This window comes from Teichococcus deserti (assembly GCF_001982615.1).
GTDB classification, from domain to species: domain Bacteria; phylum Pseudomonadota; class Alphaproteobacteria; order Acetobacterales; family Acetobacteraceae; genus Pseudoroseomonas; species Pseudoroseomonas deserti.
Genome location: NZ_MLCO01000054.1, coordinates 54,829 through 77,030, shown reverse-complemented (window position 1 = coordinate 77,030; position 22,202 = coordinate 54,829). Strand labels below are relative to the sequence as shown.

Sequence of the window (22,202 nt, the reverse complement as noted above, 5' to 3'; positions counted from 1 at the left end):
CCCGTCGGCCATGCCCTCGAGCGTCACGTCACCGCGGCTGTCCGCAATGTCAGTGACCGCGATCATCCGGTTGGGCGGACACTCCAGGTGGCTGCATCGCGATCGCACGGCCCAGCTCCTCCAGGAGGAGAGGTGCGTCCCCAACACTTCATGCCGCGCACGAGGCAGGCGGGCTGCATCGAGGTCCATGTCATCATCCTTGCTTCACCCCTGAAGCGCCCCCTCACGACCGGGGTAGCATGGAGAACGTAAAGGGAACAAGAAGGTTGGCGGTTTCCGGCCAATTCCCGAATTGTTCTGGAAACTGGGCCTCTAAGCCTCTGGTCTTGCAGCGATAGAACTTCTTGTCTTGCGAAGTTGGGGCGAGGAGGAGCAGGGCAGGGCGCCGTGCCATTACCAGCCCACAAAAAAGCCCGCCGGATGGCGGGCCTCCTGCGCTCTAGGCTGGATCGGCGGGCTAAGCGGCAAGCCGCCTCAGTTCGTACTCAGGTTGGGAATCAAGATCGACAATATGCGTCGCGGTCTGCCCGACAAGACTCAGGTCCGCGGAGGTCCAACGCTGCTTTGCGGAGATGACCGCAATTCTTTCACTATCCGGATGCGCCAGCGCAATATCACCAAAAGCAGTGTGACACGCGAAGAACGACTGCGGCACATCCACGACGGTTCGGAAAATAGCCGTTCTGTTGTCAGGAAGGGCCACAACAGCGCTCATACTATACAGTCTAGTGCTATCTCCGTTTACTTCGACCGTTCGCCCGACGACCTTCTCTCCGTAGATTCGATCTAATATCTCGAGAAGGCGAGTATCGAGATCAACATCGTGATTGTGAGTGATCCTTGCGACCTGACTAGCCACCCAAGCCTGAACTCTGTTGGCCAGATGGATAATGTAGCCCGGAAGCAAGGCGTCTTTGATGCCCCGCATGTAGAATTCCCCAGCGGAGAAAGACAGCCCATGAAGCTTCGCAAAACGATCTGCATCACGGACGACCCATCCGGTGTCTGGGTCAAGCCCAGCCGAACTCAGCGCCTCCCAAGCGCTACCATGATCCGAGATCGTGCTGTGACCGCGAGGGTCGCGCTGTACCAGTACGACCACATGGTCGCCATTCGGGAACATGCAGTGAGTTGACAGCATGGTACCACCATGACCGTCCCACCTCTCGGGGAACAGGTCTAGCAAACCCGCAAGGATCGTATCGCGCCCAAATGTCGAGCTCACAGCAACACCGGATTAAACGGAGGTAAAGGGATGTTCCCTACGATAGACCAGTGGCTAATACAGTATCTCACAAGCGCTTCGGCGCTGTCGAGATCGCCGTCGATCAACTCCGCAAACCAGGGGCCTCCCTTATCAGGAGGATAGTCGCGGCTCGGGTCAAAAGGGTAATGACGCGCTTGCTTTGGCGGCAACCTTGTCCCATCGCCAAGTGGCGGATGATTTCTGTGCGGCCCGTCCGGATTGAGAGTGACGCGCTCCAGAACGAAGTCTGAAAACTGCAGCCTTAGATTAAAGTTCTGCGGGGAAACCGCCTCGAGCGCACGGCCTCTGACTGCCAAGCCCGGCAAGATCTGGCCGTCTATAGCTAGCGTCACAACCAAGTCCTGCACCTTGGAAAAGGGGGTAAGCCCATCCTTCCTCTTCGGGGCCGGCTGCCACTCTGGGCGGCCCACCACCGTCTTAGGGGCGCGCACCAAGCGCAGATAATCTTCTGCCGTTAACGTAGGCATCGCGCACCCAAGTGGGTCATTTACCCACCCACATTCCTGCTGATCCACACCACGCGGCCGAGGACCACAATGTCCGCAGCAAGGGCGGGGAAGGGCGCTTGGTGACTTGGCATCCGACCTCCTGATCGCACCCGCGTGGAATCGGCGGTGCGCGCTTTCCGACTGGAAGCATCGCATGGGATCTGGGGGTGAGCGAGTGGCCGGCGATTGGCGCTGAGCACGGCCTACAAACGGCAGCGGGCTGACCGGGAAGCGGCTCTCCACAATCCAAATCCGCGCCGGCGTAGCATGGCCATTCAGACGCGCCTGGACATGCGGCGAATGCGCCCGCAGGAAAGGATTCCAGCGGCACGGCGCTTGCTGAAGAGGCTAATAAGCCTAGACCGCTTCTAGATGTAGTATGTGGCCGGTTTGAAGCGCATCGAGGCTAAGCCGTTGACGCGTAATGCGTTGACAGGAAAGGGCTTTCTATGCAGGCCTGCATAAGTCTTATAAGATGTATTATGTCATGTTAACCGGAAGCAATCCGTCACGGCTTGACGCCGGGCGCTGCCTGGACCAGTAGCCGCGCCCCGACGCACGCAGCGCGTCGGACGCCTCAGCCCCCCGTTCCGGGCCCATCGCCCTGCCGATGGAATTCTGCCGCCGCGCTGCCCTGCCGGACTAGGCTCGGCGGCAACGCGGGAGCCCGTCGGGGGCCAGAACACGCGACCACGCTTCAGGACAGGACAGCCGCCATGGCCCCATCGACCGACCTCTCACCGCCGGCCGCGGATCGCGACGCCGTCACGCCGGCCGCCTGGAAGGCGCTCTGGGGCTCGGCCCTGGGCTATGCCATGGACGGCTTCGACCTGCTGATCCTGGGCTTCATGCTGCGCGCCATCTCGGCCGATCTGGGCCTCAGCCCGGCCCAGGCGGCCTCGCTGGTGACGGCGACGCTGGTCGGCGCGGTGGTCGGCGGCGTCGGCTTCGGCATGCTCTCCGACCGGCTGGGCCGCGTCCGGGTGCTGACCTGGACGATCGTCCTGTTCGCTGTCTTCACCGGGCTCTGCGCCCTGGCGCAGGGCTATTGGGACCTGCTGTTCTACCGCACCATCGCCGGCATCGGGCTCGGCGGCGAGTTCGGCATCGGCATGGCGCTGGTGGCCGAGGCCTGGCCGGCCTCGAAGCGCGCCCGCGCCTCCTCCTATGTCGGGCTGGGCTGGCAGGCGGGCGTGCTGGGCGCCGCGCTGCTGACGCCGATGCTGCTGCCCGAGATCGGCTGGCGCGGCATGTTCGCCATCGGCCTGTTCCCGGCCGTCGCCGCCTATTTCATCCGCAAGAACCTGCACGAGCCCGAGGTCTTCGTCCAGCGGACGAAGACCACCGAAAGAAAATCGGCGCTGCGGCTGCTGGTGGCGGATGCGCGGACCACGCGCAGCAGCATCGGCCTTGTGATCCTCTGCGGCGTGCAGAATTTCGGCTATTACGGCGTGATGATCTGGCTGCCGAACTACCTGTCCTCGCGCTTCGGCTTCGGCCTGACGCAGTCGGCGACCTGGACGGCGGTCACCATCCTGGGCATGGCGGTCGGCATCTATGCCTTCGGCCATGTCGCCGACCGCATCGGCCGCAAGCCGGCCTTCCTGGGCTGGATGCTGGGCGCCGCCATCATGGTGGTGGTCTATGCGCAGCTGACCGACGCGACGGCGCTGCTGGTCGCCGGCGCGGTGATGGGCTTCTTCGTCAACGGCATGCTGGGCGGCTATGGCGCGCTGATGAGCGAGCTCTACCCGACGGCGGCGCGAGCGACGGCGCAGAACGTGCTGTTCAACATCGGCCGCGCCATCGGCGGCTTCGGTCCGGTGGTGGTCGGCGCCATCGCCCTCGCCTATGGCTTCCAGGTCGCCATCGCCCTGCTGGCGCTGCTCTACCTGGTCGACATCCTGGCGCTCTGGCTGCTGATCCCCGAGACCAAGGGCGAAGAGCTGGCCTGATCAGGCCAGCGCGTCCCGGGGGCGGGCCGCCCCCGGGGTCAGCGCCGCGCGGCCGTGGTGGTCATCAGCGCGGCGTGGATATTGGCCAGGTGCCGCGTCATGGCCAGCGAGGCGGCGCGCGGCTTGCGGTCCTCCACCGCGCGGAAGATCGCCTCGTGGTCGCGCAGCCAGGTCTTGCGGTACTGCTCCATCGGCATGTAGCGGTGGATCTCCTGCCAGATGCCGCTCTCGATCTGGCCGCGCCACAGCTGGTCGGCCATCTGCACCAGCACGCCATTGCCGCTGGCCTCGGCCAGCAGGATGTGGAAGCGCAGATCCGCCGCATCGGCCTCGACACCGCGGGCATGGTCGGCGCGCATGTCTGCCAATGTCCCGGCCATGTCAGCCAGCTGCATCGGCGTCGCGTGCTGCGCGGCGATGGCCGCGATCTGCGGCTCGATCATGCGCCGCGCCTGCAGGTTCTCGAAGGGGCCGAAGCCGGACAGTGCGCGCACCTCCGCCGCCTCCTGGCGGCTGGCGACATAGGCGCCGCTGTTTTTCCGCACCTCCAGCATGCCGGCCATCTGCAGCGACAGGATCGCCTCGCGGACCGTCGGCCGCGACACGCCGAAGCGTTTCGCCAGCTCGCGCTCGGCCGGCAGGCGGCTGCCCACCGGATGGTCGCTCTGGATCAGCGCGGCGATCTGCCGGGCGATGGTCTCGAAGCTGCGCAGGACGGGCATGGCGGGGAGCATCGCCGGCTTGAAGCACCCGCTTTAAGGGTTTGACAAGCGGAACCGGGACGCAGACAGTGCCCAGGCCAGATTGGTCAGGCCAATTTTACGTCACTTGCTGTCCGCCGCCCCCGAGGAGCTGCCCGCATGCCGACGCCGCCGCCCAATTCCGCCGAAGCGCGGGACGTGCTGTTCCACCTGCATTCGCAGACCAATGCCCAGGCCCATGCCGAGCGCGGCCCGCTGATCATGGAGCGCGGCGAGGGCATCCATGTCTTCGACAGCCACGGCAGGAAGTATGTCGAGGCCATGGCCGGGCTGTGGTGCACCTCGCTCGGCTTCTCGCATGCGCGGCTGAAGCGCGCCGCGGCCGAGGCCTATGACAGGTTCGGCTTCTACCACACCTTCAACCACAAGACGCCGGCGGCGACCATCGACCTGGCCGAGCGGCTGGTGGCGATGGGCCCGATCCCCGAGGCGCAGGCCTATTTCGCCACCTCCGGCTCCGAGGCGACGGAGACCATGGTGAAGCTCGCCTGGGTCTATCACGCGGTCCGTGGCAAGCCGACGAAGCGCAAGGTGATCTCGCGCGACCGCGGCTTCCATGGCTCGACCATCGTCGCCGCCTCGATGTGCGGCCTGCCGCGCATGCACCGCGAATTCGGCCTGCCGCTGCCCGGCTTCCTGCACACGCTCTGCCCCGATCCCTATCGCGGGCCGCAGCCCGGCGAGGACATCTCCGCCTTCGTCGCGCGCCTGGCCGACAGCCTGGAGGCGATGATCCTGGAGGAAGGCGCCGACACCATCGCCGCCTTCATCGCCGAGCCGATCAATGCCGGCGGCGGCATCATCGTCCCCCCCGCCGGCTATTTCCCGGCGATCGAGGCGGTGCTGCGCCGCCACGATATTCTTGTCCTGGGCGACGAAGTGGTCTGCGGCTTCGGCCGCACCGGCGAGATGTGGGGTGCCACCACCACCGGCATGACGCCGGACATGATCGCCATGGCCAAGGGGATTTCGTCCTCCTATTTCCCGATCTCGGCGGTGCTGCTGTCCAAGCCGATCCAGGATGCGCTCGCCAGGATGAACGAGGGCGGCGAGATCTTCGGCCACGGCTTCACCAATTCCGGCCATCCGGTCGGCGTCGCCGTGGCGTTGGAAACGCTGGCCGTCTATCGCGAGATGGATGTGGTCGCGCATACCCAGCGCATGGGCGCCCGGCTGCGCGCCGGGCTCGACGCCATCGCCGCGCGGTCGGGCATCGTCGGCCAGGTGCGCGGCGCCGGGCTGATGATCGGCGTCGAGCTGGTCGCCGATCCCGCAACCAAGACGGCCTTCGACCCGGCGCTGAAGGCCGGCGCCCGCTTCGATGCGGCAGCCCTCGCCAACGGGCTGGTGATCCGGCCGATGGGCGACACCATCGGCCTCTGCCCGCCGCTGATCATCGACGAGGCCGGCATCGACGAGATTCTTTCTCTCTTCGACCGCACGCTGGCCGAGGTCGAGCGCGACCTGCCGAAGAGCCGCCTCGCCGCTGAGTAACAAGCATCCCGCCCCATTCAGGGAACAGCCAGACTCGCCACCCCCGCTGGAGAGCTTCTGCCATGCAACGCCGTGACCTGTTCCGCAGCACGCTGGCCTTGGGTGCTGCCGCCGCCTCTCCCCTCGCCGCCCCGGGCATCGCCCGGGCGCAGGGGCGCCAGGGCAATGCCCGCACGCTGATCTTCGTGCCGCAGGCCGATGCCGCCATCCTGGACCCCACCATCACCACCGGCCTGGTCAACCGCAACCACGGCTTTCTGATCTATGACACGCTCTACGGCATCGATGCCGAGGGCGTGGTGCGGCCGCAGATGGTGGAAGGCCATACGATCGAGGAGGACGGGAAGCTCGTCACCATGCGGCTGCGCGAGGGGCTCCGCTTCCATGACGGCGAGCCGGTGCGCGGCCGCGACGTGGTGGCGAGTCTCAGGCGCTGGGCGCATCGCGATGCCTTCGGCACCTCGCTGATGGCGGTGGTGGACGAGCTCTCCGCCCCCGACGACCGCACCGTGCGCTGGCGGCTGAAGGCGCCCTTCCCGCTGCTGCCGACGGCGCTGGGCAAGGTCGGCGCCATTGTCGCCTTCATCATGCCCGAGCGGCTGGCGGCGGCCGACAACCCGGTGCCGCCGGTGAAGGAGCTGGTGGGCAGCGGTCCCTTCCGCTTCCGCGCCGACCAGCATGTCTCCGGCTCCCGCCTGGTCTATGAGCGGTTCGACGGCTACGTGCCGCGCCCCGAGGGCGTCGCCAGCCTGCTGGCCGGGCCGAAGGTGGCGCATTTCGACCGCATCGAGTGGCAGGTCATGCCCGATGCCAGCACCGCCGCCGCCGCCCTGCAGCAGGGCGAGATCGACTGGTGGGAACAGCCCATCTACGACCTGCTGCCGATGATCAAGCGCAACCTGCGCGTCAATGTCGAGGTGCTCGACCCTTATGGCGCCATCGCCGTGCTGCGCTTCAATTCCACCATCCCGCCCTTCGACAATCCGGCGATGCGCCGCGCCATCCTGGGCGCGGTGAAGCAAAGCGACTTCATGACCGCCGTCGCCGGCGACGACCGCACGCTGTGGAAGGACAAGGTCGGCTTCTTCGCGCCCGGCGGCGTCATGGCCAATGACGAAGGGATGGCGGCGCTGGACGGCAGCCGCAGCATCGAGCAGTCGCGCCAGGCGCTGCAGGCCGCCGGCTACAAGGGCGAGCGGGTGCTGCTGATGGCGCCCTCCGACTTCCCCTCGATCAAGGCGCTGAGCGAGGTCACCGCCGACCTGTTCAAACGGCTGGGCATCAACCTGGACTACCAGGTGATGGACTGGGGCAGCATGCTGACGCGCATGGCCAACAAGGGCGGCATCGACCGCGGCGGCTACAACCTGTTCTGCACCTATTCGCCGGGCGTCACCCATCTGAACCCGGCGGCGCACAACTTCCTGCGCGGCAGCGGCGAGCGCGCCACCTTCGGCTGGCCGACCAGCCCGCAGCTCGAGGCGCTGCGCGACGCCTGGTTCGCCGCCCCCGATGCCGAGGCGCAGCGCGCCATCGGCATCCAGGCCCAGCGCCAGGCCTTCATCGACGTGCCCTATGTGCCGCTCGGCCTGTTCTACCAGCCGACGGTCTACAAGAAGGAGCTCAGCGGCGTGCTCAAGGGGCTGCCGCTGTTCTGGAACCTGCGACGCGCCTGAGGCCCTGATCCATGCTTGCCATCACCGGCTATGTCGACCGCTGGAGCATTCGCCCCGGCGAGACGCTCAACGTCATGATCTCGGTCCAGGGCGGCGGTCCCTATCGGGCGCGGATTGCCCGGGTCATCTGCGGCGATCCCAATCCGAAGGGCCCCGGCTATCGCGAGGTGCCGGCGGACTGGGCGCTGGAAGGCGAGCATGCCGGCACCCAGCAGGACATTTTCCTGGGGTCCTGGGGCGAGGTGCCGGGAGTGACGCTGCCGGCCGGGCCGGTGGCCCTGGCGGCGACGGTCTGGCCGACGCGGCTGGCCGCCGGCGACCAGCCGGTGCTGGCCTGGGCGGGGGCCGGGCATGCGCTGGTGCTCGGCCTCGGCGCGGACGGCGCCTGGTGCCGCCTGACCACGCCGGCGGGCGAGACCCTGCTGCGCGCCGGGCTGCCGCTGACCGAGCGCGCCTGGCATGAGCTCGCCTGCGTCATCGACGCCGAGGGGCGGCTGCAGCTGCGGCAGCGCCCGCTGACGCCGCGGCTGGACCGCGCCGAGGCGGCCGAGGTCTCGGCCCTGGCGGCGCCCTTCCCCGGCGGCGCCGGTGCGGCCGCCATCGCCGCCGAGCGCCGCGACGGCGCGCATTTCAACGGCAAGATCGAGCGCCCGCGCTTCACCGCCGGCGATGGTGGCGCGCCCATCGCCGAATGGGACCTGTCGCGGGCGATGCAGACCGACCGCATCGAGGATACCGGCCCGCAGGCGGCGCATGGGCTGCTGCACAACCTGCCGACGCGCGCCATGACCGGCTCGAGCTGGCGCGGCGACGTGCATCGCTGGACCGAGGACCCGTCGCAATACGGCGCCATCCATTTCCACGACGACGATCTCGGCGATGCCGGCTGGCAGCCCTCGCTGTCCTTCGCGATCCCCGAGGACTGGCAGAGCGGCGTCTATGCCCTCCACTTGGAGACCGAGCGTGACGGCCGGACACACCGCGACAACATCGTCTTCCACCTGCGCGCCCGGGTGCCGGGGTCGCAGGCCCGCGTCGCCTTCCTCGCGCCGACCTTCAGCTACACGGTCTATGGCCAGTTCCAGAAGGCCGGGCGGCAGGCGCGCATCATCCCGCGCTCGCTGGAATGGGGCGCGCTGCCGCAGGCGCCGGACGGGCATCCGGAATACGGCGTCTCGCCCTACAACTTCCATTCCGATGGCAGCGGCGTGGTGATGTCCAGCATGCGCCGGCCGATGATCGACAAGCGGGTCAACCAGATCCACCTGGTCGATCCGAGCGAGGGCGGCTCCGGCCTCTACTGGATCGCCGCCGACAGCTTCGTCACCGACCTGCTGACCCGCAAGGGCATCGACTTCGAGGTCATCACCGACCACGACCTGCACGCCGAGGGCGTGGAGCTGCTGTCGAACTACAACGTCGTGCTGACCGGCCAGCATCCGGAATACCACACGGTCGAGACGCTGGACGCGCTGCAGGCCTATCTCGGCCAGGGCGGGCGCTTCCTGTATCTCGGCGGCAACGGCTTCTACTGGAAGGTGGTGCCGCATGGCACCGGCCCCTGGAGCTTCGAGCTGCGCCGCGCCGAAGGCGGCATCCGGTTGTGGGAGACGCTGCCGGGCGAAAGCTACCACGCGCAGGATGGCAGCTATGGCGGGCTGTGGCGGCGCCTCGGCCGGCCGCCGCAGCAGCTGGTCGGCGTGGGCTTCAGCACCCAGGGCGAGTATATCGGCTACCCCTACGCCTTTCTCGACGCCATCCGCGACCCGCGCGTCGCCTTCATGCGCGACGGCATCGAGGATATCTCCGCCCCCGGCGCGCCGCTGGGCGAGCGCGGGCTGATGGGCGGCGGCGCCGCCGGGCATGAGCTCGACCGTGCCGACGTGACGCTGGGCACGCCGCGGCATGCGCTGGTGATCGGCCGCGCGGTGCTGACCGATCCCAGCTACCAGCCGGTCAACGAGGAGCGGCGCGACCACACCTGGCCGGCGGCGCGGGAGGAGATCATCCGCTCCGACCTGACCTTCTTCGAGACGGCCGGCGGCGGCGCGGTCTTCTCGGTGGGCTCGATGAACTTCATCGGCGCCCTGCCGGTCGACGGCTACGAGAATGTCGCGGCGAGGCTGGTCACCAACATCATCCGCCGCTTCGCCGATCCGGCGCCCTTCCCGCCTCCGCCGCCGAGCTAGGTCACAATCCCGCCGCGAAGTCGCGGATCAGCCGCGCGACGGCGGCGGGCGCCTCGATCGGCAGCAGGTGGCGGGCACCGGGGATGACCTCCAGCCGCGCCCCGGGAAGATGCGGCAGCATCAGCCGGCGCTGCGCCGCGGGTCCGAGATCGCCATCCTCGGCGCCGGCCAGCACCAGGGCGGGCAGCGGCAGCTGGCCGACGCGGTCCGACCAGTCCTCGCGGCTGCCGGATTGCAGCCAGGCGCGCCAGGCGGCGGGGCTGGCGCGCAGCATCTCGGCCTCGGCCAGGGCGCGGGCGGCGTCCGGCAGGATCAGGGCATTGGCCGCGACGAAGTCGCGGGCATGGCGGTCGCGGGTGGCGGCGTCGCCCTCCAGCCAGCCGGTCATCTCGGCGCGGCGGTCTTCGGCCATCGGCTCCGGCGAGGGGGGCGAGCCGGCGAGCGTCACCAGCCCGGCCGGCGGCGGCAGGCCAGAGGCGCCGTCCAGCGCCCGCCGCGCCACCACTGCCGCCACCTTGGCGCCCATGCTGTGCCCGGCCAGCAGCCAGCGTCTCGGCGCCGCCGCGGCGATCCGCCGCGCCACATGCGCCGCCATCTCGGCCACCGTGTAGCCGGGGACGGCGGCGGCCTCGCCGAAGCCGGGCAGGTCGATGCCCTGCAGCACAATGCCCCCCGGCCCGTCGCTGGGGCCGAGCGCCTCGGCCACCGCGCGCCACTGCCGGGCGCTGCCGCCGAGGCAGGGCAGGCAGAACAGGGTCACAGGCGGGGTGGTGGCCGGTTCAGAAGGCATAGCGCACCCGGCAATAGGGCATGCGCGCCGCCAGCAGCGCGATGAAGCGGTCCAGCCAGCGCCGCTTCCACGGCGTGCGGTAGCGCAGGTTGGCGCCGCCGCCCTCGGAGACCTTCTGCTCCTGGATGTCGGGGCGCCAGAGCAGCGCCTCGGCCTTCGGGTGCCAGGCCATGTTCACCTCGTGCAGCGTCTCGTTGTGGGTCAGCATGATGATCTCCGCCGCCAGCTGCTGCTTCACCGCATCGGGCAGGCAATCGTCCAGCATCTCGAACAGGGCGCCCCATTCGCCCTCCCAGCCCTCGCGCAGCACGACGGGGGAGAAGTTGACATGCACCTCGTAGCCGGCGCGGTGCAGCTCGGGGATGGCGGCGATGCGCTCGGCCACCGGCGCGGTGCGCACGTCCAGCAGCCGCGCCAGGTCGGGCGGCATCAGCGACATGCGGATGCGGGTGCGGCCCTGCGGGTCATAGCCGAGCAGCGCCGGATTGACCGCCTTGGTGGCGAAGCTGCCCTTGGCCTGCGGCAGGCCGCGGAACAGCGCCACCAGGTCGCGCACATTGTCGGAGATGGCGGCATCGACGGAAAGATCGCCATTCTCGCCCAGGTCATAGACCCAGGCCTCGGGATCGACCTGGTCGGGCACCGTCTTGCGCCCCTGCTTCGCGGCATGGCGGGCGATGGCGGCGCAGATCGCCTCGATATTGACGAAGACGCTGACCGGATTGGCATGGCCCTTGCGCCGCGCGACGTAGCAATAGGCGCAGGCCATGGCGCAGCCATTCGAGGTGGAGGGCGCGATGAAATCGGCGCTGCGCCCGTTCGGCCGGAAGTCCAGCCCCTTCTTGACGCCCAGCACCAGCGACTGCCGCTTGGCCGCCAGGTAGTCGCCCGGATCGGCCTGCCGCAGCGCCGGGATGCGCCAGTGGGACTCGACCGGGATGCGCTCGGCGTCGGGAAAGCGCGCCAGGATCTCGCGGCCGCGCGGATGCGCTTCCACGGCGGCCTCCAGGTAGATCCGGTCGATGTCGAGCAGCGGGGCGAGCATGCCCGGCTGATGTGGGGATGCCGGCGCGCCTGCCCAGGGGTCCTGCCCAGGGGGTCCTGTCCAGGGGTCCCCGGCGCGGGGGTCAGGCGGCCTCAGGCGCCGGCAGCCCCAGCCGGGCGGCCATCGCCGCGCGGTTGGGGCGCAGCAGGTCGGCCAGGCTCTGCCCGTCCAGCACCGCCAGGAAGGCGGCCAGCGCCTCGCCCAGCAGCCCCTGCAGCCGGCAGGCATGGATCAGCGCGCAGCCGCCGCCGGTCGCCGGGTCCTGGAAGCAGGCGACCAGTGCCATGTCCTCCTCGGTGAAGCGCACCACGGCGCCGACATTGATCGCCTCCGGCGGACGCGCCAGCCGCAGCCCGCCGCCCTTGCCCCGCGTGGTCTCGATGAAGCCGCCGCGGCCGAGATTGTGCACCACCTTGACCAGGTGGTTCTCCGAGATGCGGTGCGCCTCGGCGATCTCGCGGATCGAGACGCGGCGCTCCTGCCGCAGGCCGAGATAGATCAGCGTGCGCAGCGCATAGTCGGTGTGCAGGGTGAGGCGCATGGAGAAGATGTAGGGGATTTACATCTTCAATCCAAGCGGCCATAAAGATGTACGAACTATACACCTTAAGAGGTCGCCATGCCCTGCCCGCTCACGCTGCAGACCATCACCACCGTCAAGGCCACGGTGCCGGCGCTGGAGGCGCATGGCCTCGACATCACCCGCTGCATGTATGCCCGGCTGTTCCAGGACCCGGCGATGCGCGACCTGTTCAACCAGTCGCATCACGGCGAGACCGGGTCGCAGCCCAAGGCGCTGGCCAATGCCGTGCTGGCCTATGCGCGCAACATCGACAATCTGGGCGCGCTGACCGGGGCGGTGGAGCGGATCGCGCAGAAGCATGTCGGGCTGAACATCCTGCCGGAGCATTACCCGGCGGTGGCGGAGGCGCTGCTGGGCGCCATCCAGGACGTGCTGGGCGCGGCGGCGACGCCCGAGATCCTGGCCGCCTGGGGCGAGGCCTACTGGTTCCTGGCCAATCTCCTGATCGGCCGCGAGCAGCAGCTCTACCAGGCCCAGGCCAGTGCCCCCGGCGGCTGGAGCGGCTGGCGCGACTTCGCCGTCGTCGACAGGATCCGCGAGAGCGAGGTCATCACCTCCTTCATCCTGAAGCCCGTCGATGGCGGCACGGTGCTGCGCCACAGGCCCGGCCAGTACCTGACCTTCTGGCTGGAGCTGCCGGGCCGGCCGCCGCTGAAGCGCAACTACAGCATCTCCTCCGGCCCCGGCGACGCGGCCTATCGCATCAGCGTCAAGCGCGAGCCGCAGGGCGCCGCCTCCGGCTGGCTGCATGACACGGTGGAGAAAGGCGCGGTGCTGAAGGTGGCCGCCCCGGCCGGCGATTTCTTCCTCCCCGACGCGCCGCCGCGACCCGTCGTGCTGCTGAGCGGCGGGGTCGGCCAGACCCCCTTCCTGTCGATGCTGCAGGCCGCTGCCGCGCAGCCCGCGGGCCCGGCGGTCCAGTTCGTCCATGGCACCCAGTCCGGCGCCACCCATGCGCTGGGCGCCGAGGCGCGGGCACTGGCCACGGCGTCGGGCGGCCGCATCCAGGTGACCACCTTCTACGAAGGCCCGCGGCCGCAGGACCGCGGCCATGACCTGGAGGGCCGCATCACGCCGGAGTGGCTGGCGGCCAACACGCCGCTGGCCGGCGCCGACTACTACCTCTGCGGCCCGCGCGACTTCCTGCGCGGCTTCGTCGCGGCGCTGCGGCGCCTCGGCGTGCCGGCGGCGCAGATCCACCACGAGTTCTTCGGCCCGGCCGACGAGCTGCTGGTCGCGTGACGGGAGGCGCCGCGATGCCCTGGACCGACCGCCGCCTCCTCGACCTGCTCGGCATCGAGCTGCCGATCATCCAGGCGCCCATGGCCGGCAGCACCACGCCAGAGATGGTGGTGGCCGTCAGCCAGGCGGGCGGCCTGGGCTCGCTGCCCTGCGCCGCCCTGACCGTCGCCCAGGCGCGCGACGCGGTCGTGGCGATCAGGGCCGCGACCGGCCGCCCCTTCGGCATGAACTTCTTCTGCCATGAGCCGCCGTCGCCCGACCCGGCGCGGGCGGCGGCCTGGCAGGCGGCGCTGGCGCCCTATTACCGCGAGCTCGGCCTGGATCCGGCGGTGCTGCCGCCACCCGGCGCCCGCGCGCCCTTCGACGAGGCCTTCTGCGCCCTGGTCGAGGAAGCCCGGCCCGCCGTCTGCAGCTTCCATTTCGGCCTGCCCGGACCGGCGCTGCTGCAGCGGGTGAAGAGAACCGGCGCGCGCATCCTCTCCTCCGCCACCACGGTGGCCGAGGCGCGCTGGCTGGAAGCGCAGGGCTGCGACGCCATCATCGCCATGGGCCTGGAAGCCGGCGGCCATCGCGGCAACTTTCTTTCGGATGACATGGCGACGCAGATCGGCACCTTCGCGCTGCTGCCGCAGGTGGTGGATGCGGTGTCGGTCCCGGTGATCGCAGCGGGCGGCATCGGCGACGCGCGCGGCATCCGCGCCGCCCTGGCGCTGGGCGCCTCGGCGGTGCAGCTCGGCACCCTCTATCTCTTCACGCCCGAGGCGAGGATCCCGGCGCCGCATCGCGCCGCGCTGCGGCAGGCGGCCGGGCGCGAGACGGCGCTGACCAACCTCTTCACCGGCCGCCCGGCGCGCGGCTTCGTCAACCGGGTGATGCGCGAGCTCGGGCCGGTCTCGGCCTTGGCCCCCGCTTTCCCCACCGCCGGCGGTTCGCTGGCGCCGCTGCGCGCCGCGACCGAGCCGGCGGGCTCCGGCGACTTCATGAGCCTCTGGGCCGGCCAGGCGGCGGCGCTGGGGCGGGAGATGCCGGCCGGCGCGCTGACCCGGCTGCTGGCCGAGGAGACGCTGGCGCTGTCCGGCCGCGGCTGAGGCGCTGTTCTCAGGTGGTGGCGCCGGGGGTCAGAAGATCGGCGGCAGTGCGGGCCAGGGCGCGGACGCCATAGCCGATGCAGCGCTCGTCCGGCTGGTAATGCGCGTTGTGCACCTTGTCCGCCCGCCCCGGCTGCGACGAGCCGACCAGCAGGCGGAAGGCCGGCACCATCGCCGCCATCAGCGCGAAATCCTCGCCGCCCAGGCTCGGCTCGTATTCGTCGGCGACATCGCCGAGCTGCGCGCGGATGGCGGCCAGCGTGTGCTGCAGCATGGCCTCGTCGTTGATCACCGCCGGCATGCCGCGGCGGTAGGACAGCGCGCAGCGCACCCGCAGCCCCGCGGCAATGCCCTCGCAGATGCGGCGGATGCCCGCCTCCGCGGCGTCGCGCGCGTCCGGCTGGCGGGTGCGCACGGTGCCGTTCAGCTCGCAGCGCTCGGGGATGACGTTGCGCGCCTCGCCGGCATGGATGGCGCCGATCGTGACGACGCAAGAATCCAGCGCCCGCACCTCGCGCGAGACGATGGTCTGCAGCTGCGTGATCAGCTGCGCCGCGGCGACGATCGGGTCGACCGCGGCATAGGGCCGCGCGCCATGGCCGGACTTGCCGTGCAGCACGATGTCGAAGGAATCGGTCGCCGCCGTCGCCGGGCCATGCACGATGCCGAAGCGGCCGACCGGGATCTCCGGCCGGTTGTGCAGGCCGAGCGCCATGTCGACGCCCTCCATCACCCCCTCGGCGATCATCTCCCTCGCGCCGCCGATGGCTTCTTCCGCCGGCTGGAAGATCAGCCGCACCGTGCCGGCCAGCTGCCCCGCCAGCCCCTGCAGCACCGCGCCGACGCCGAGCAGCGTCGTGGTGTGCAGGTCGTGGCCGCAGGCATGCATCTTTCCGGGGATGGTGCTGGCGAAGGGCAGGCCGGTCTCCTCCTGGATCGGCAGCGCGTCCATGTCGGCGCGGATCGCCAGCACCGGCCCGGGCCGGGCGCCGCGGATGGTGGCGACGACGCCGGTGCGGCCGATGCCGCTGCGGTGCTCGATGCCGAGGCGCGCGAGCTCGGCGGCGACCACGCCGGCGGTGCGGACCTCCTCGAAGGCCAGCTCGGGATGGGCGTGGATGTCGCGGCGGAGCGCGATCAGGCGGGGCTCGATGGCCAGGGTGGCGGCATCGATGGCGGCGCGCAGGTCGTTGGGCAGCGGGGTCATGCGGTGGGCTCGGCTCGTGGCTGGGATGCGGGTTCGGCGGCGGCGGCGCTGCGGGCCAGGGCTTGGCGCAGGATCAGCGGGATCATGCCGCCGGCCTGGACCAGCCGCACCTCCCGCGTGGTCTCCAGCAGCGCGGTGGCGGTGGCCTGCTCGACCCGGCCATCGCCGCGGCGCAGCGTCACCGGCAGGGCGGCGCGCGGCGCCAGCCCCTCCAGGTCCCAGCCGATCTCCAGCGTGTCGCCGGGCTGCAGCCGCATCGCCTCCGGCCGCCAGCCGGCGGGCAGCTTCAGCGGCAGGACGCCCATGCCGACCAGGTTGGCGCGGTGGATGCGCTCGAAGCTGCAGGCCAGCACGGCGCGGGCGCCGAGCAGCTGCGCCCCCTTCGCCGCCCAGTCGCGGGAGGAGCCGGTGCCGTAGCGCTCGCCGGCCAGGATCACCACCGGCAGGCCGAGCCCGGCATAGCGGGCGGCGGCCTGCCAGACCGGCAGCACGGCGCCATCGGGGGCGAAGACGGTGCGCCCGGCGGTCAGCGGCGCGCCCAGGAAGCTGGTCACCGCGCGGTTGGTGAACAGGCCGCGCAGCATGACCTCCCAGTTGCCGCGGCGGGCGGCATAGACGTTGAGGTCGCGCGGATCCTCGCCGCGTGCCACCAGCCAGGATGCCGCGTCGCTGCGGCCGCCGATCGCCCCGGCCGGGGAGATGTGGTCGGTGGTGATGTCGTCGCCCAGCACCAGCAGCGGATGCGCGCGCAGCAGCCCGGCCGGCGCGCGCCCGGGGCCGAACGTCACGAAGGGCGGCCGGCGCAGATAGGTCGAGGCCGGGTCCCAGGGGAAGCGCGGCGTGGCCGGCGCCGCGAGCGCCGCCCAGCCCGGCGAGGCATCGGCCGCCGCGCCGGCCGCGGCGATATCGGCCGGGTCCAGCCCGGCCGCGACCGCCGCCTCGATCTCCTGCCGCCGCGGCCAGAGCTGCGCCAGGGCGACCGGGCGGCCATCGGCATCCTGGCCGAGCGGGTCGCGGGTGATGTCGAGCCCGGCGCGTCCCGCCAGCGCATAGGCGACCACCAGCGGCGGCGAGGCCAGCAGGCCGGCCTCCAGCTGCGCATGCACCCGGCCGGGGAAGTTGCGGTTGCCGGAGAGCACGGCGACCGGCTTCAGCCCGCCCTGCTCCACCGCCGCGGCGACGGCGGGCAGCAGCGGGCCGGAATTGCCGATGCAGGTGGCGCAGCCATAGCCGGCGACGCCGAAGCCCAAGGCCTCGAGGTCGTCCAGCAGCCCGGCGCGCCGCAGCCGCCGCTCGGCCGAGGGCGAGCCCGGGGTCAGCGAGGTCTTGACCCAAGGGGGCACGGCGAGCCCCAGCGCCCGCGCCTGCCGCGCCACCAGCCCCGCCGCCACCAGCAGGGAGAAGTCCGAGGTGTTGGTGCAGGAGGTGATGGCGGCGATGGCCACCGCATCGGCCGGGATGCCGCCGACCGGCGCGGCGCCCGGCTGCGTGCCCGCCCGGGCCAGGGCGCCGGCGACCTCGGCCGGGTCCAGCCGGTCCTGCGGCCGGCGCGGCCCGGCGACCGAGGGGCGCAGCGCGGCGAGGTCCAGCGTCAGCACCGTGGTGTAGCGCGGCGTGGCTGCCGGGTCGTGCCACAGGCCCTGCGCGCGGGCATAGGCCTCGACCAGCGCCACCTGCTCCGCCGGCCGGCCGGTCTCGCGCAGATAGGCCAGGGTCTGGCCGTCGATCGGGAACATCCCCGTGGTGGCGCCGTATTCGGGCGCCATGTTGGCGACCACGGCGCGCTGCCCCGCCGTCAGGCCCCCGACGCCGGGGCCGAAGAACTCGACGAATTCCCCGGCGACGCCGGCCTGGCGCAGCAGCTGCGTCACCGCCAGCGCCAGGTCGGTGGCGAAGGTCCCCTCCGCCAGGGCGCCGTCCAGCCGGACGCCGATCACCTCCGGCACCCGCAGCGAGACGGGGACGCCGAACATCACCCCCTCCGCCTCGATGCCGCCGACGCCCCAGCCGAGCACGCCGATGCCGTTGACCATCGGCGTGTGGCTGTCGGTGCCGACCAGCGTGTCGGGCACCGCCCAGGCCTCGCCGTCGCGGGTCTCGCTGGCCACCACCGTCGCCAGCCGCTCCAGGTTGATGGTGTGCATGATGCCGGTGCCGGGCGGGAAGACGCGGAAGCCCTCCACCGCCTGGGCCGCCCATTTCATGAAGCGGTAGCGCTCGGCGTTGCGGTCCATCTCGCGCGCCATGTTGGCGGCCAGCGCGCCGGGGACGCCCGCGACATCCACCGCCAGCGAATGGTCGGTCGAGGTCGCGACCGGCACCGAGGGGTTGAGCAGCGCCGGATCGCCCCCGGCCTCGGCCAGGGCGTCGCGCATCGCGGCGATGTCGGTCAGCGCCGGGCCGCAGGTGGTGTCGTGCATCAGGATGCGCAGCGGCGCGAAGGGGATCTCCGCCTCCGACCGGCCGGTCTGCAGCCAGTCGAGCAGCGCCTGGCGGCCGGCGGCGCGCACCTCTGCCTCCGGCTGGCGCAGCAGGTTCTCCAGCAGCACGCGGTGCACCCAGGGCATCCGCGCCAGCGCCGGCCCGGCCGCGGCGGGAAGGTCGACGATGCGGCGGCGGCCGAAGACGCCCTCGAGGGTGGAGACGGGTGTCTCCTGCCAGTCCTGCATCGTGCCGCCTCCGTCGCCGGGGCTATACGTCGCATATCGCGATAGAAGACAAAAGACCCCTTTTGCCTGTGGGCGATCGCCGCGATATGAGGCGCCATGCCGCGCATGCCCGCCGCCCTGCTGCACCGCGCCACGGCGCGCCTGATCCTGGCGCATCTGCGCGCCAGCGGCGCCGCCCCCGGCGCACGGCTGACCGAGGAGAGCCTGGCCGCGGCGCTGGGCACATCGCGCGCGCCGGTGCGCGGGGCGCTGGCCATCCTGGCCGAGGCGGGTCTGGCCGGGCGCGACGGCCGCCGCCTGGCGCTGCGCCGCCTGCCGGACGACATCGACGCCGCCGTGCCGCTGGAGGCGCAGGGCCAGGAGGCCGAGGCGCTCTACGCCGCGCTGGTGCGCGACCGGCTGCGCCGCGCGCTGCCGGAGGTGGTCGGCGCGGCCGAGCTGATGCGGCGCTATGCCGCCGGCCGGGTGCTGGTGACCCGGGTGCTGCGCCAGGTGCTGGCCGAGGGCTGGGCCGAGCAGGCCCCGGCCGGCGCCTGGCGCTTCCTGCCGCTGATCGACGGGGCAGAGGGGCAGGAGGAGGCCTATCGCTTCCGCCGCGCGACCGAGCCGGCGGCGCTGCTCGAGCCGGGCTTCGCCCTGGCCGGGCCGATCGCCGCACGCCTGCGGCGGGAGCAGCAAGCGCTGGCCGCGGGCGGCGCCGCCGGCATGACGGCGCGCCAGGTCTTCGAGGCCAATTCCGGCTTCCACCTGGCGCTGATGCAGGCCTCGGGCAACCGCTTCTTCGCCGATGCGGCGCTGCGGGTGACGCGGCTGCGGCGGCTGGTGGGCTATGTCATCGCCGCCGACCAGGACCGGCTGCGGCAGCAATCGGCCGAGCACCTGCAGATCCTCGACCGCATCGAGGCGGGCGACATGCCGGGCGCCGCGGCGCTGATGGCCGCCCATCTGGAAGCCGGGCGTCCGTCCAAGGCGAAGCTGCTGCGCGACGCCCAGGCGCAGCATTTCGCGGGCGGCTGAGCGGCGCGCCCGCGGCAGGGCTCAGCCCGGGTTGCGCGCGCTCCACTCGGCAAAGATGCGCTCCAGCAGGTCGACCTTCTTGCAGTCCTGCGCCGCGGCAGCGCGCTTGAAGGCGCGGCGGAACTCGGCGCTGACGCGGAAGTTCAGCGGCTCGGTGCGGTCCTTGCGCACGGGCCTGGCGGGCTCGGCCTTCGCGGCCCCCGCTTTCGCGGTTTCGGGCGCCGATTCCGGAGCAGGCTTCGGCTCGGGTCTGGACACTGCCTTCGGCGCCTCCCTGGCGGCCTTCTTGCGCTTCTTCCCCTCCGCCTTGGCGGTGGGCTTGCCGGGCGCCTTCTCGGCCAAGGCCCCGGGCAGCGCGCCCAGCGTGTCGTCCTGCGGCGGCGGCGCGCCCTTGCGCGGGGCGCGCTTCACGGCGGCCGGCTTAGGAGCGTCCATGCTTGTCGTCCTTCTTCAGGCGGGGCTGGCGGGCGATGAAGTCGAGGATGCCGGCGGCGAAGGCCTCGGCCCTGCCGCGCAGCGAGGGGTGGCGCGCCTCGGTCGCGACCCGGCCCTCGTCATGCGCGCGGCGATAGCCGGCGCGTTCCGGCCAGGCGACCGGCAGGCAGTGGTAGCCGGCCTCGGCGACATAGCGCGCGGCCTCGGCGATCTCGCCGGCGGTGTCGCCGGCGCGGCACAGCGCGACTCCGATCCGCGCCGGGGCGATGCCGGCCCGCGTCAGCTCATGCGCCAGCCGCACCGAGGGCAGCAGGTCGTCGACCGCCAGGCCCGAAGGGATCAGCAGTGCGTCGGCGGCCCCGGCCACCTCCAGCGTCTGCGCATCGGCGAAGCCGCGGGCATCGAGGATCAGGCAATCCACCTCGGCCTGGCGCGCCTGCTTCAGCGCGTTCTTGACCGTCTCGCAGCGGGCGACCTGGAGTTCCGGCCGCAGCCCGGCCTCGGCGCGGCGCCGCGCCCATTCCAGCGAGGTCGCCTGCCGCACGTCGAGATCGGCCAGCAGCACGCGCTGCCCCTGCGCCGCCATCTCCCGCGCCAGCAGCCGCGCCAGCGACGATTTCGCCACCCCGCCCTTCTGCGACGCGCAGCCCACCACGAGCACCGGCCCGCCTCCCATCCTGTCCTGACGCCGCAGCATAGCCGGCGCGGCAAAAAGCGTGCAAGCGTGCTTTCGTGCGATCAGCCCTGCAGCGCGTGGCGCCGGCAGTGCTCGAGATAGGCGGCCTCGTGATTGGCGACGAGCTCGACCACCGCCCTCCACAGCCAGGAGGGCGCGTCCAGCGTCTTCGACCGCCGGCGGCGCAGCTCGGCGAGCCAGGCCTGGCGGGCGGCGGCGTCCAGCTGCCGCGCATGGGCGCGGCCGACGACGCCGGCGAGCGACGTCGCCAGCGCGATGCCCTCGTCCCTGTCCAGCCGCTCGATCTCGAACTTCAGGTCCTGCGGCAGCAGCTCCCGCAGGAAGACGCTGCGCCCGAGCAGCCGCGTCGCCAGCATGCGCTGGCCGAGATGCGGCGACAGGTGGCGCGCGCCCTCGACCACCCGGCCCGCATTGTCGCGCGGCATGGCGGCGTCCGGGTAGCGCGGGGCGGCGGCGGAGACCGCCTCCTTGACGTCGAGCAGGCAGTAGCGCGGGCGTGCATCCTCCTCGGCCTGCACCGCCGCCAGCACGGCGAAGCGCAGATTGCCGAGCGAGCTGCAGCCCTTGCGCCAATAGGCGCTGTCGGCGACCGTGACCCGCGCGCCGCCGTTGCGGCCGCGCAGCCCGGCGACCAGGCTGCGCAGCTCCTCGGTCGCGATCAGCTCGCGCAGCGCGCGCCGCTCGGCCGGCTGCAGCGGCCAGAAGCGGGCGCCGAGCGGGATCACCGGCGCCACCCCCTCGATCCGCTCGTCGGCCAGGTGCTTCCAGGAGCGGCGCGCGGCGCTATGCAGCAGCTTGCGCATCAGCGGCGGCAGCCGGGCATGCCGGCCGCGGCGGCGCGGCGCCGGCTCCTCCCCGGGATCCGCCTCGAAACTCGCCTCGTAGCCGGCGACCATGCCTTCCAGCATGCGCGCCGTCATCACGCCCGGCAGGTCGGAGCCGCGCGCCGCGGTCGCCAGCGACAGGCCGAGCCGCACCAGGTCATGCGCCGGATTGCCGATCACCGTCTGGTCGAGGTCGCGGATCTGCACCTCGAGATCGCCGTCGCGGCCGCCGACCGGTCCCAGATTGCCGACATGGCAGTCGCCGCAGATCCAAACGGCGGGGCCTTCCGGCAGGGTGGCGCCGCCGCCCTCCTCCAGCCATTCGTAGAAGCGCACCGTGCTGCCGCGCACATAGGCATGCGCCGAGGCCGCCATCTTCGTCGCGCGCCGCGCCGCAAGGGCCGGGCCGCGCTGATCGGGCTTGATGAGGGGGCGGGAGGCTGTCTTCATGGCGGGATTGAACGCCCGTCCGCCGCGGCCGTTCACCCGACGTGGCCGTGAGCGCGGCTTTCTGTCCGAGATGTAACGCGGCGGCGGCGACAGCAGCGAAGGAGGCGGCATGAGCCAGCCGGACGCCTACATGATCGACCAGGCCGAGCAGCTGGCCAGCCAGCTGCGGCTGAACGATGGCAAGTCGGGCTATGTCGAGGCCGAGGCGGATGCCTACCATGTCTATGTCCGGCGCAAGTTCGCCGGCAAGCAGATCGCCGAATGGGACGGCGTGCCGGTGGTCTGGCACGAGAATGTCGGCACCCACAAGGCGGCGAAGCGCTAG

18 protein-coding genes are annotated in these 22,202 nt (G+C 71.4%); 8 read left to right on the top strand and 10 right to left on the bottom strand.

The annotated features are described in order from the left end of the window. Nucleotides 1–457 precede the first annotated feature (457 nt). Complete coding sequence (locus tag BKE38_RS31330; RefSeq protein ID WP_207553521.1) at nt 458–928, bottom strand: hypothetical protein; 471 nt, start codon at nt 926–928, stop codon at nt 458–460. 1,543 nt (nt 929–2,471) lie between these two features. Here BKE38_RS31330 and BKE38_RS07245 point away from each other — a divergent pair. After that, nucleotides 2,472–3,710, top strand: coding sequence for an MFS transporter (locus tag BKE38_RS07245; protein WP_076956682.1), 1,239 nt, complete (start codon nt 2,472–2,474; stop codon nt 3,708–3,710). Between the two features lie 38 nt (nt 3,711–3,748). Here the strand turns inward: BKE38_RS07245 and BKE38_RS07240 are convergent, their stop codons facing one another. Then, nucleotides 3,749–4,432: a FadR/GntR family transcriptional regulator gene (locus tag BKE38_RS07240; protein WP_207553520.1), complete on the bottom strand. Its 684-nt coding sequence runs from the start codon at nt 4,430–4,432 to the stop codon at nt 3,749–3,751. Between the two features lie 138 nt (nt 4,433–4,570). Here BKE38_RS07240 and BKE38_RS07235 point away from each other — a divergent pair, with 138 nt between their 5' ends. From BKE38_RS07235 to BKE38_RS07225, 3 genes are all read left to right on the top strand, one after another. Further along, nucleotides 4,571–5,965 (top strand): aminotransferase, encoded by a 1,395-nt coding sequence (locus BKE38_RS07235; protein WP_076956681.1) that lies wholly within the window; start codon nt 4,571–4,573, stop codon nt 5,963–5,965. 62 nt (nt 5,966–6,027) lie between these two features. Continuing rightward, complete coding sequence (locus tag BKE38_RS07230) at nt 6,028–7,641, top strand: ABC transporter substrate-binding protein (protein WP_076956680.1); 1,614 nt, start codon at nt 6,028–6,030, stop codon at nt 7,639–7,641. Between the two features lie 11 nt (nt 7,642–7,652). Beyond that, the gene (locus BKE38_RS07225) at nt 7,653–9,830 is read left to right on the top strand and encodes a N,N-dimethylformamidase beta subunit family domain-containing protein (RefSeq protein ID WP_076956679.1); all 2,178 of its coding nucleotides are present in this window, start codon (nt 7,653–7,655) and stop codon (nt 9,828–9,830) included. Nucleotide 9,831: 1 nt separating this feature from the next. On the opposite strand, the gene BKE38_RS07220 is transcribed toward BKE38_RS07225, so the two are convergent. From BKE38_RS07220 to BKE38_RS07210, 3 genes are all read right to left on the bottom strand, one after another. Beyond that, a complete protein-coding gene (locus BKE38_RS07220; protein ID WP_083747355.1) occupies nt 9,832–10,620 on the bottom strand; it encodes an alpha/beta fold hydrolase in 789 nt (262 codons plus the stop codon). Further along, a complete protein-coding gene (locus tag BKE38_RS07215; protein WP_076956677.1) occupies nt 10,610–11,665 on the bottom strand; it encodes a spore photoproduct lyase family protein in 1,056 nt (351 codons plus the stop codon). Before BKE38_RS07215 ends, BKE38_RS07220 begins: the two co-directional genes overlap by 11 nt. A gap of 82 nt (nt 11,666–11,747) precedes the next feature. Next, a complete protein-coding gene (locus BKE38_RS07210; protein ID WP_076956676.1) occupies nt 11,748–12,206 on the bottom strand; it encodes an RrF2 family transcriptional regulator in 459 nt (152 codons plus the stop codon). A gap of 78 nt (nt 12,207–12,284) precedes the next feature. On the opposite strand from BKE38_RS07210, the gene hmpA reads away from it, so the two are divergent. After that, on the top strand, nt 12,285–13,490 hold the full coding sequence (gene hmpA, locus BKE38_RS07205; RefSeq protein ID WP_076956675.1) for an NO-inducible flavohemoprotein: 1,206 nt from the start codon (nt 12,285–12,287) through the stop codon (nt 13,488–13,490). A 14-nt stretch (nt 13,491–13,504) separates the two neighbouring features. Beyond that, the gene (locus BKE38_RS07200; RefSeq protein ID WP_076956674.1) at nt 13,505–14,578 is read left to right on the top strand and encodes an NAD(P)H-dependent flavin oxidoreductase; all 1,074 of its coding nucleotides are present in this window, start codon (nt 13,505–13,507) and stop codon (nt 14,576–14,578) included. Between the two features lie 10 nt (nt 14,579–14,588). Here BKE38_RS07200 and BKE38_RS07195 read toward each other — a convergent pair whose 3' ends face one another. Both BKE38_RS07195 and acnA read right to left on the bottom strand, forming a co-directional pair. Continuing rightward, entirely contained in the window at nt 14,589–15,785 is a 1,197-nt protein-coding gene (locus BKE38_RS07195) for a M20 metallopeptidase family protein (protein ID WP_076956673.1), read from the bottom strand. Continuing rightward, nucleotides 15,782–18,454, bottom strand: coding sequence for an aconitate hydratase AcnA (acnA, locus tag BKE38_RS07190; RefSeq protein WP_076956672.1), 2,673 nt, complete (start codon nt 18,452–18,454; stop codon nt 15,782–15,784). Before acnA ends, BKE38_RS07195 begins: the two co-directional genes overlap by 4 nt. Before the next feature lie 96 nt (nt 18,455–18,550). Between acnA and BKE38_RS07185 the strand changes: the two genes are divergently transcribed. Next, nucleotides 18,551–19,471, top strand: coding sequence for an FCD domain-containing protein (locus BKE38_RS07185; RefSeq protein ID WP_083747354.1), 921 nt, complete (start codon nt 18,551–18,553; stop codon nt 19,469–19,471). 21 nt (nt 19,472–19,492) lie between these two features. On the opposite strand, the gene BKE38_RS31830 is transcribed toward BKE38_RS07185, so the two are convergent. The 3 genes from BKE38_RS31830 to BKE38_RS07170 form a co-directional block, all read right to left on the bottom strand. Beyond that, entirely contained in the window at nt 19,493–19,906 is a 414-nt protein-coding gene (locus BKE38_RS31830) for a hypothetical protein (protein ID WP_165694137.1), read from the bottom strand. Continuing rightward, entirely contained in the window at nt 19,893–20,567 is a 675-nt protein-coding gene (locus BKE38_RS07175) for a ParA family protein (RefSeq protein WP_207553519.1), read from the bottom strand. Before BKE38_RS07175 ends, BKE38_RS31830 begins: the two co-directional genes overlap by 14 nt. Nucleotides 20,568–20,644: 77 nt before the next feature. Then, nucleotides 20,645–21,877 carry a DUF2252 family protein gene (locus BKE38_RS07170; RefSeq protein WP_076956691.1) on the bottom strand — a complete coding sequence of 411 codons (1,233 nt, stop codon included), beginning with the start codon at nt 21,875–21,877 and terminating at the stop codon, nt 20,645–20,647. A 109-nt stretch (nt 21,878–21,986) separates the two neighbouring features. Here BKE38_RS07170 and BKE38_RS07165 point away from each other — a divergent pair, with 109 nt between their 5' ends. Then, entirely contained in the window at nt 21,987–22,202 is a 216-nt protein-coding gene (locus tag BKE38_RS07165; protein ID WP_076956669.1) for a hypothetical protein, read from the top strand.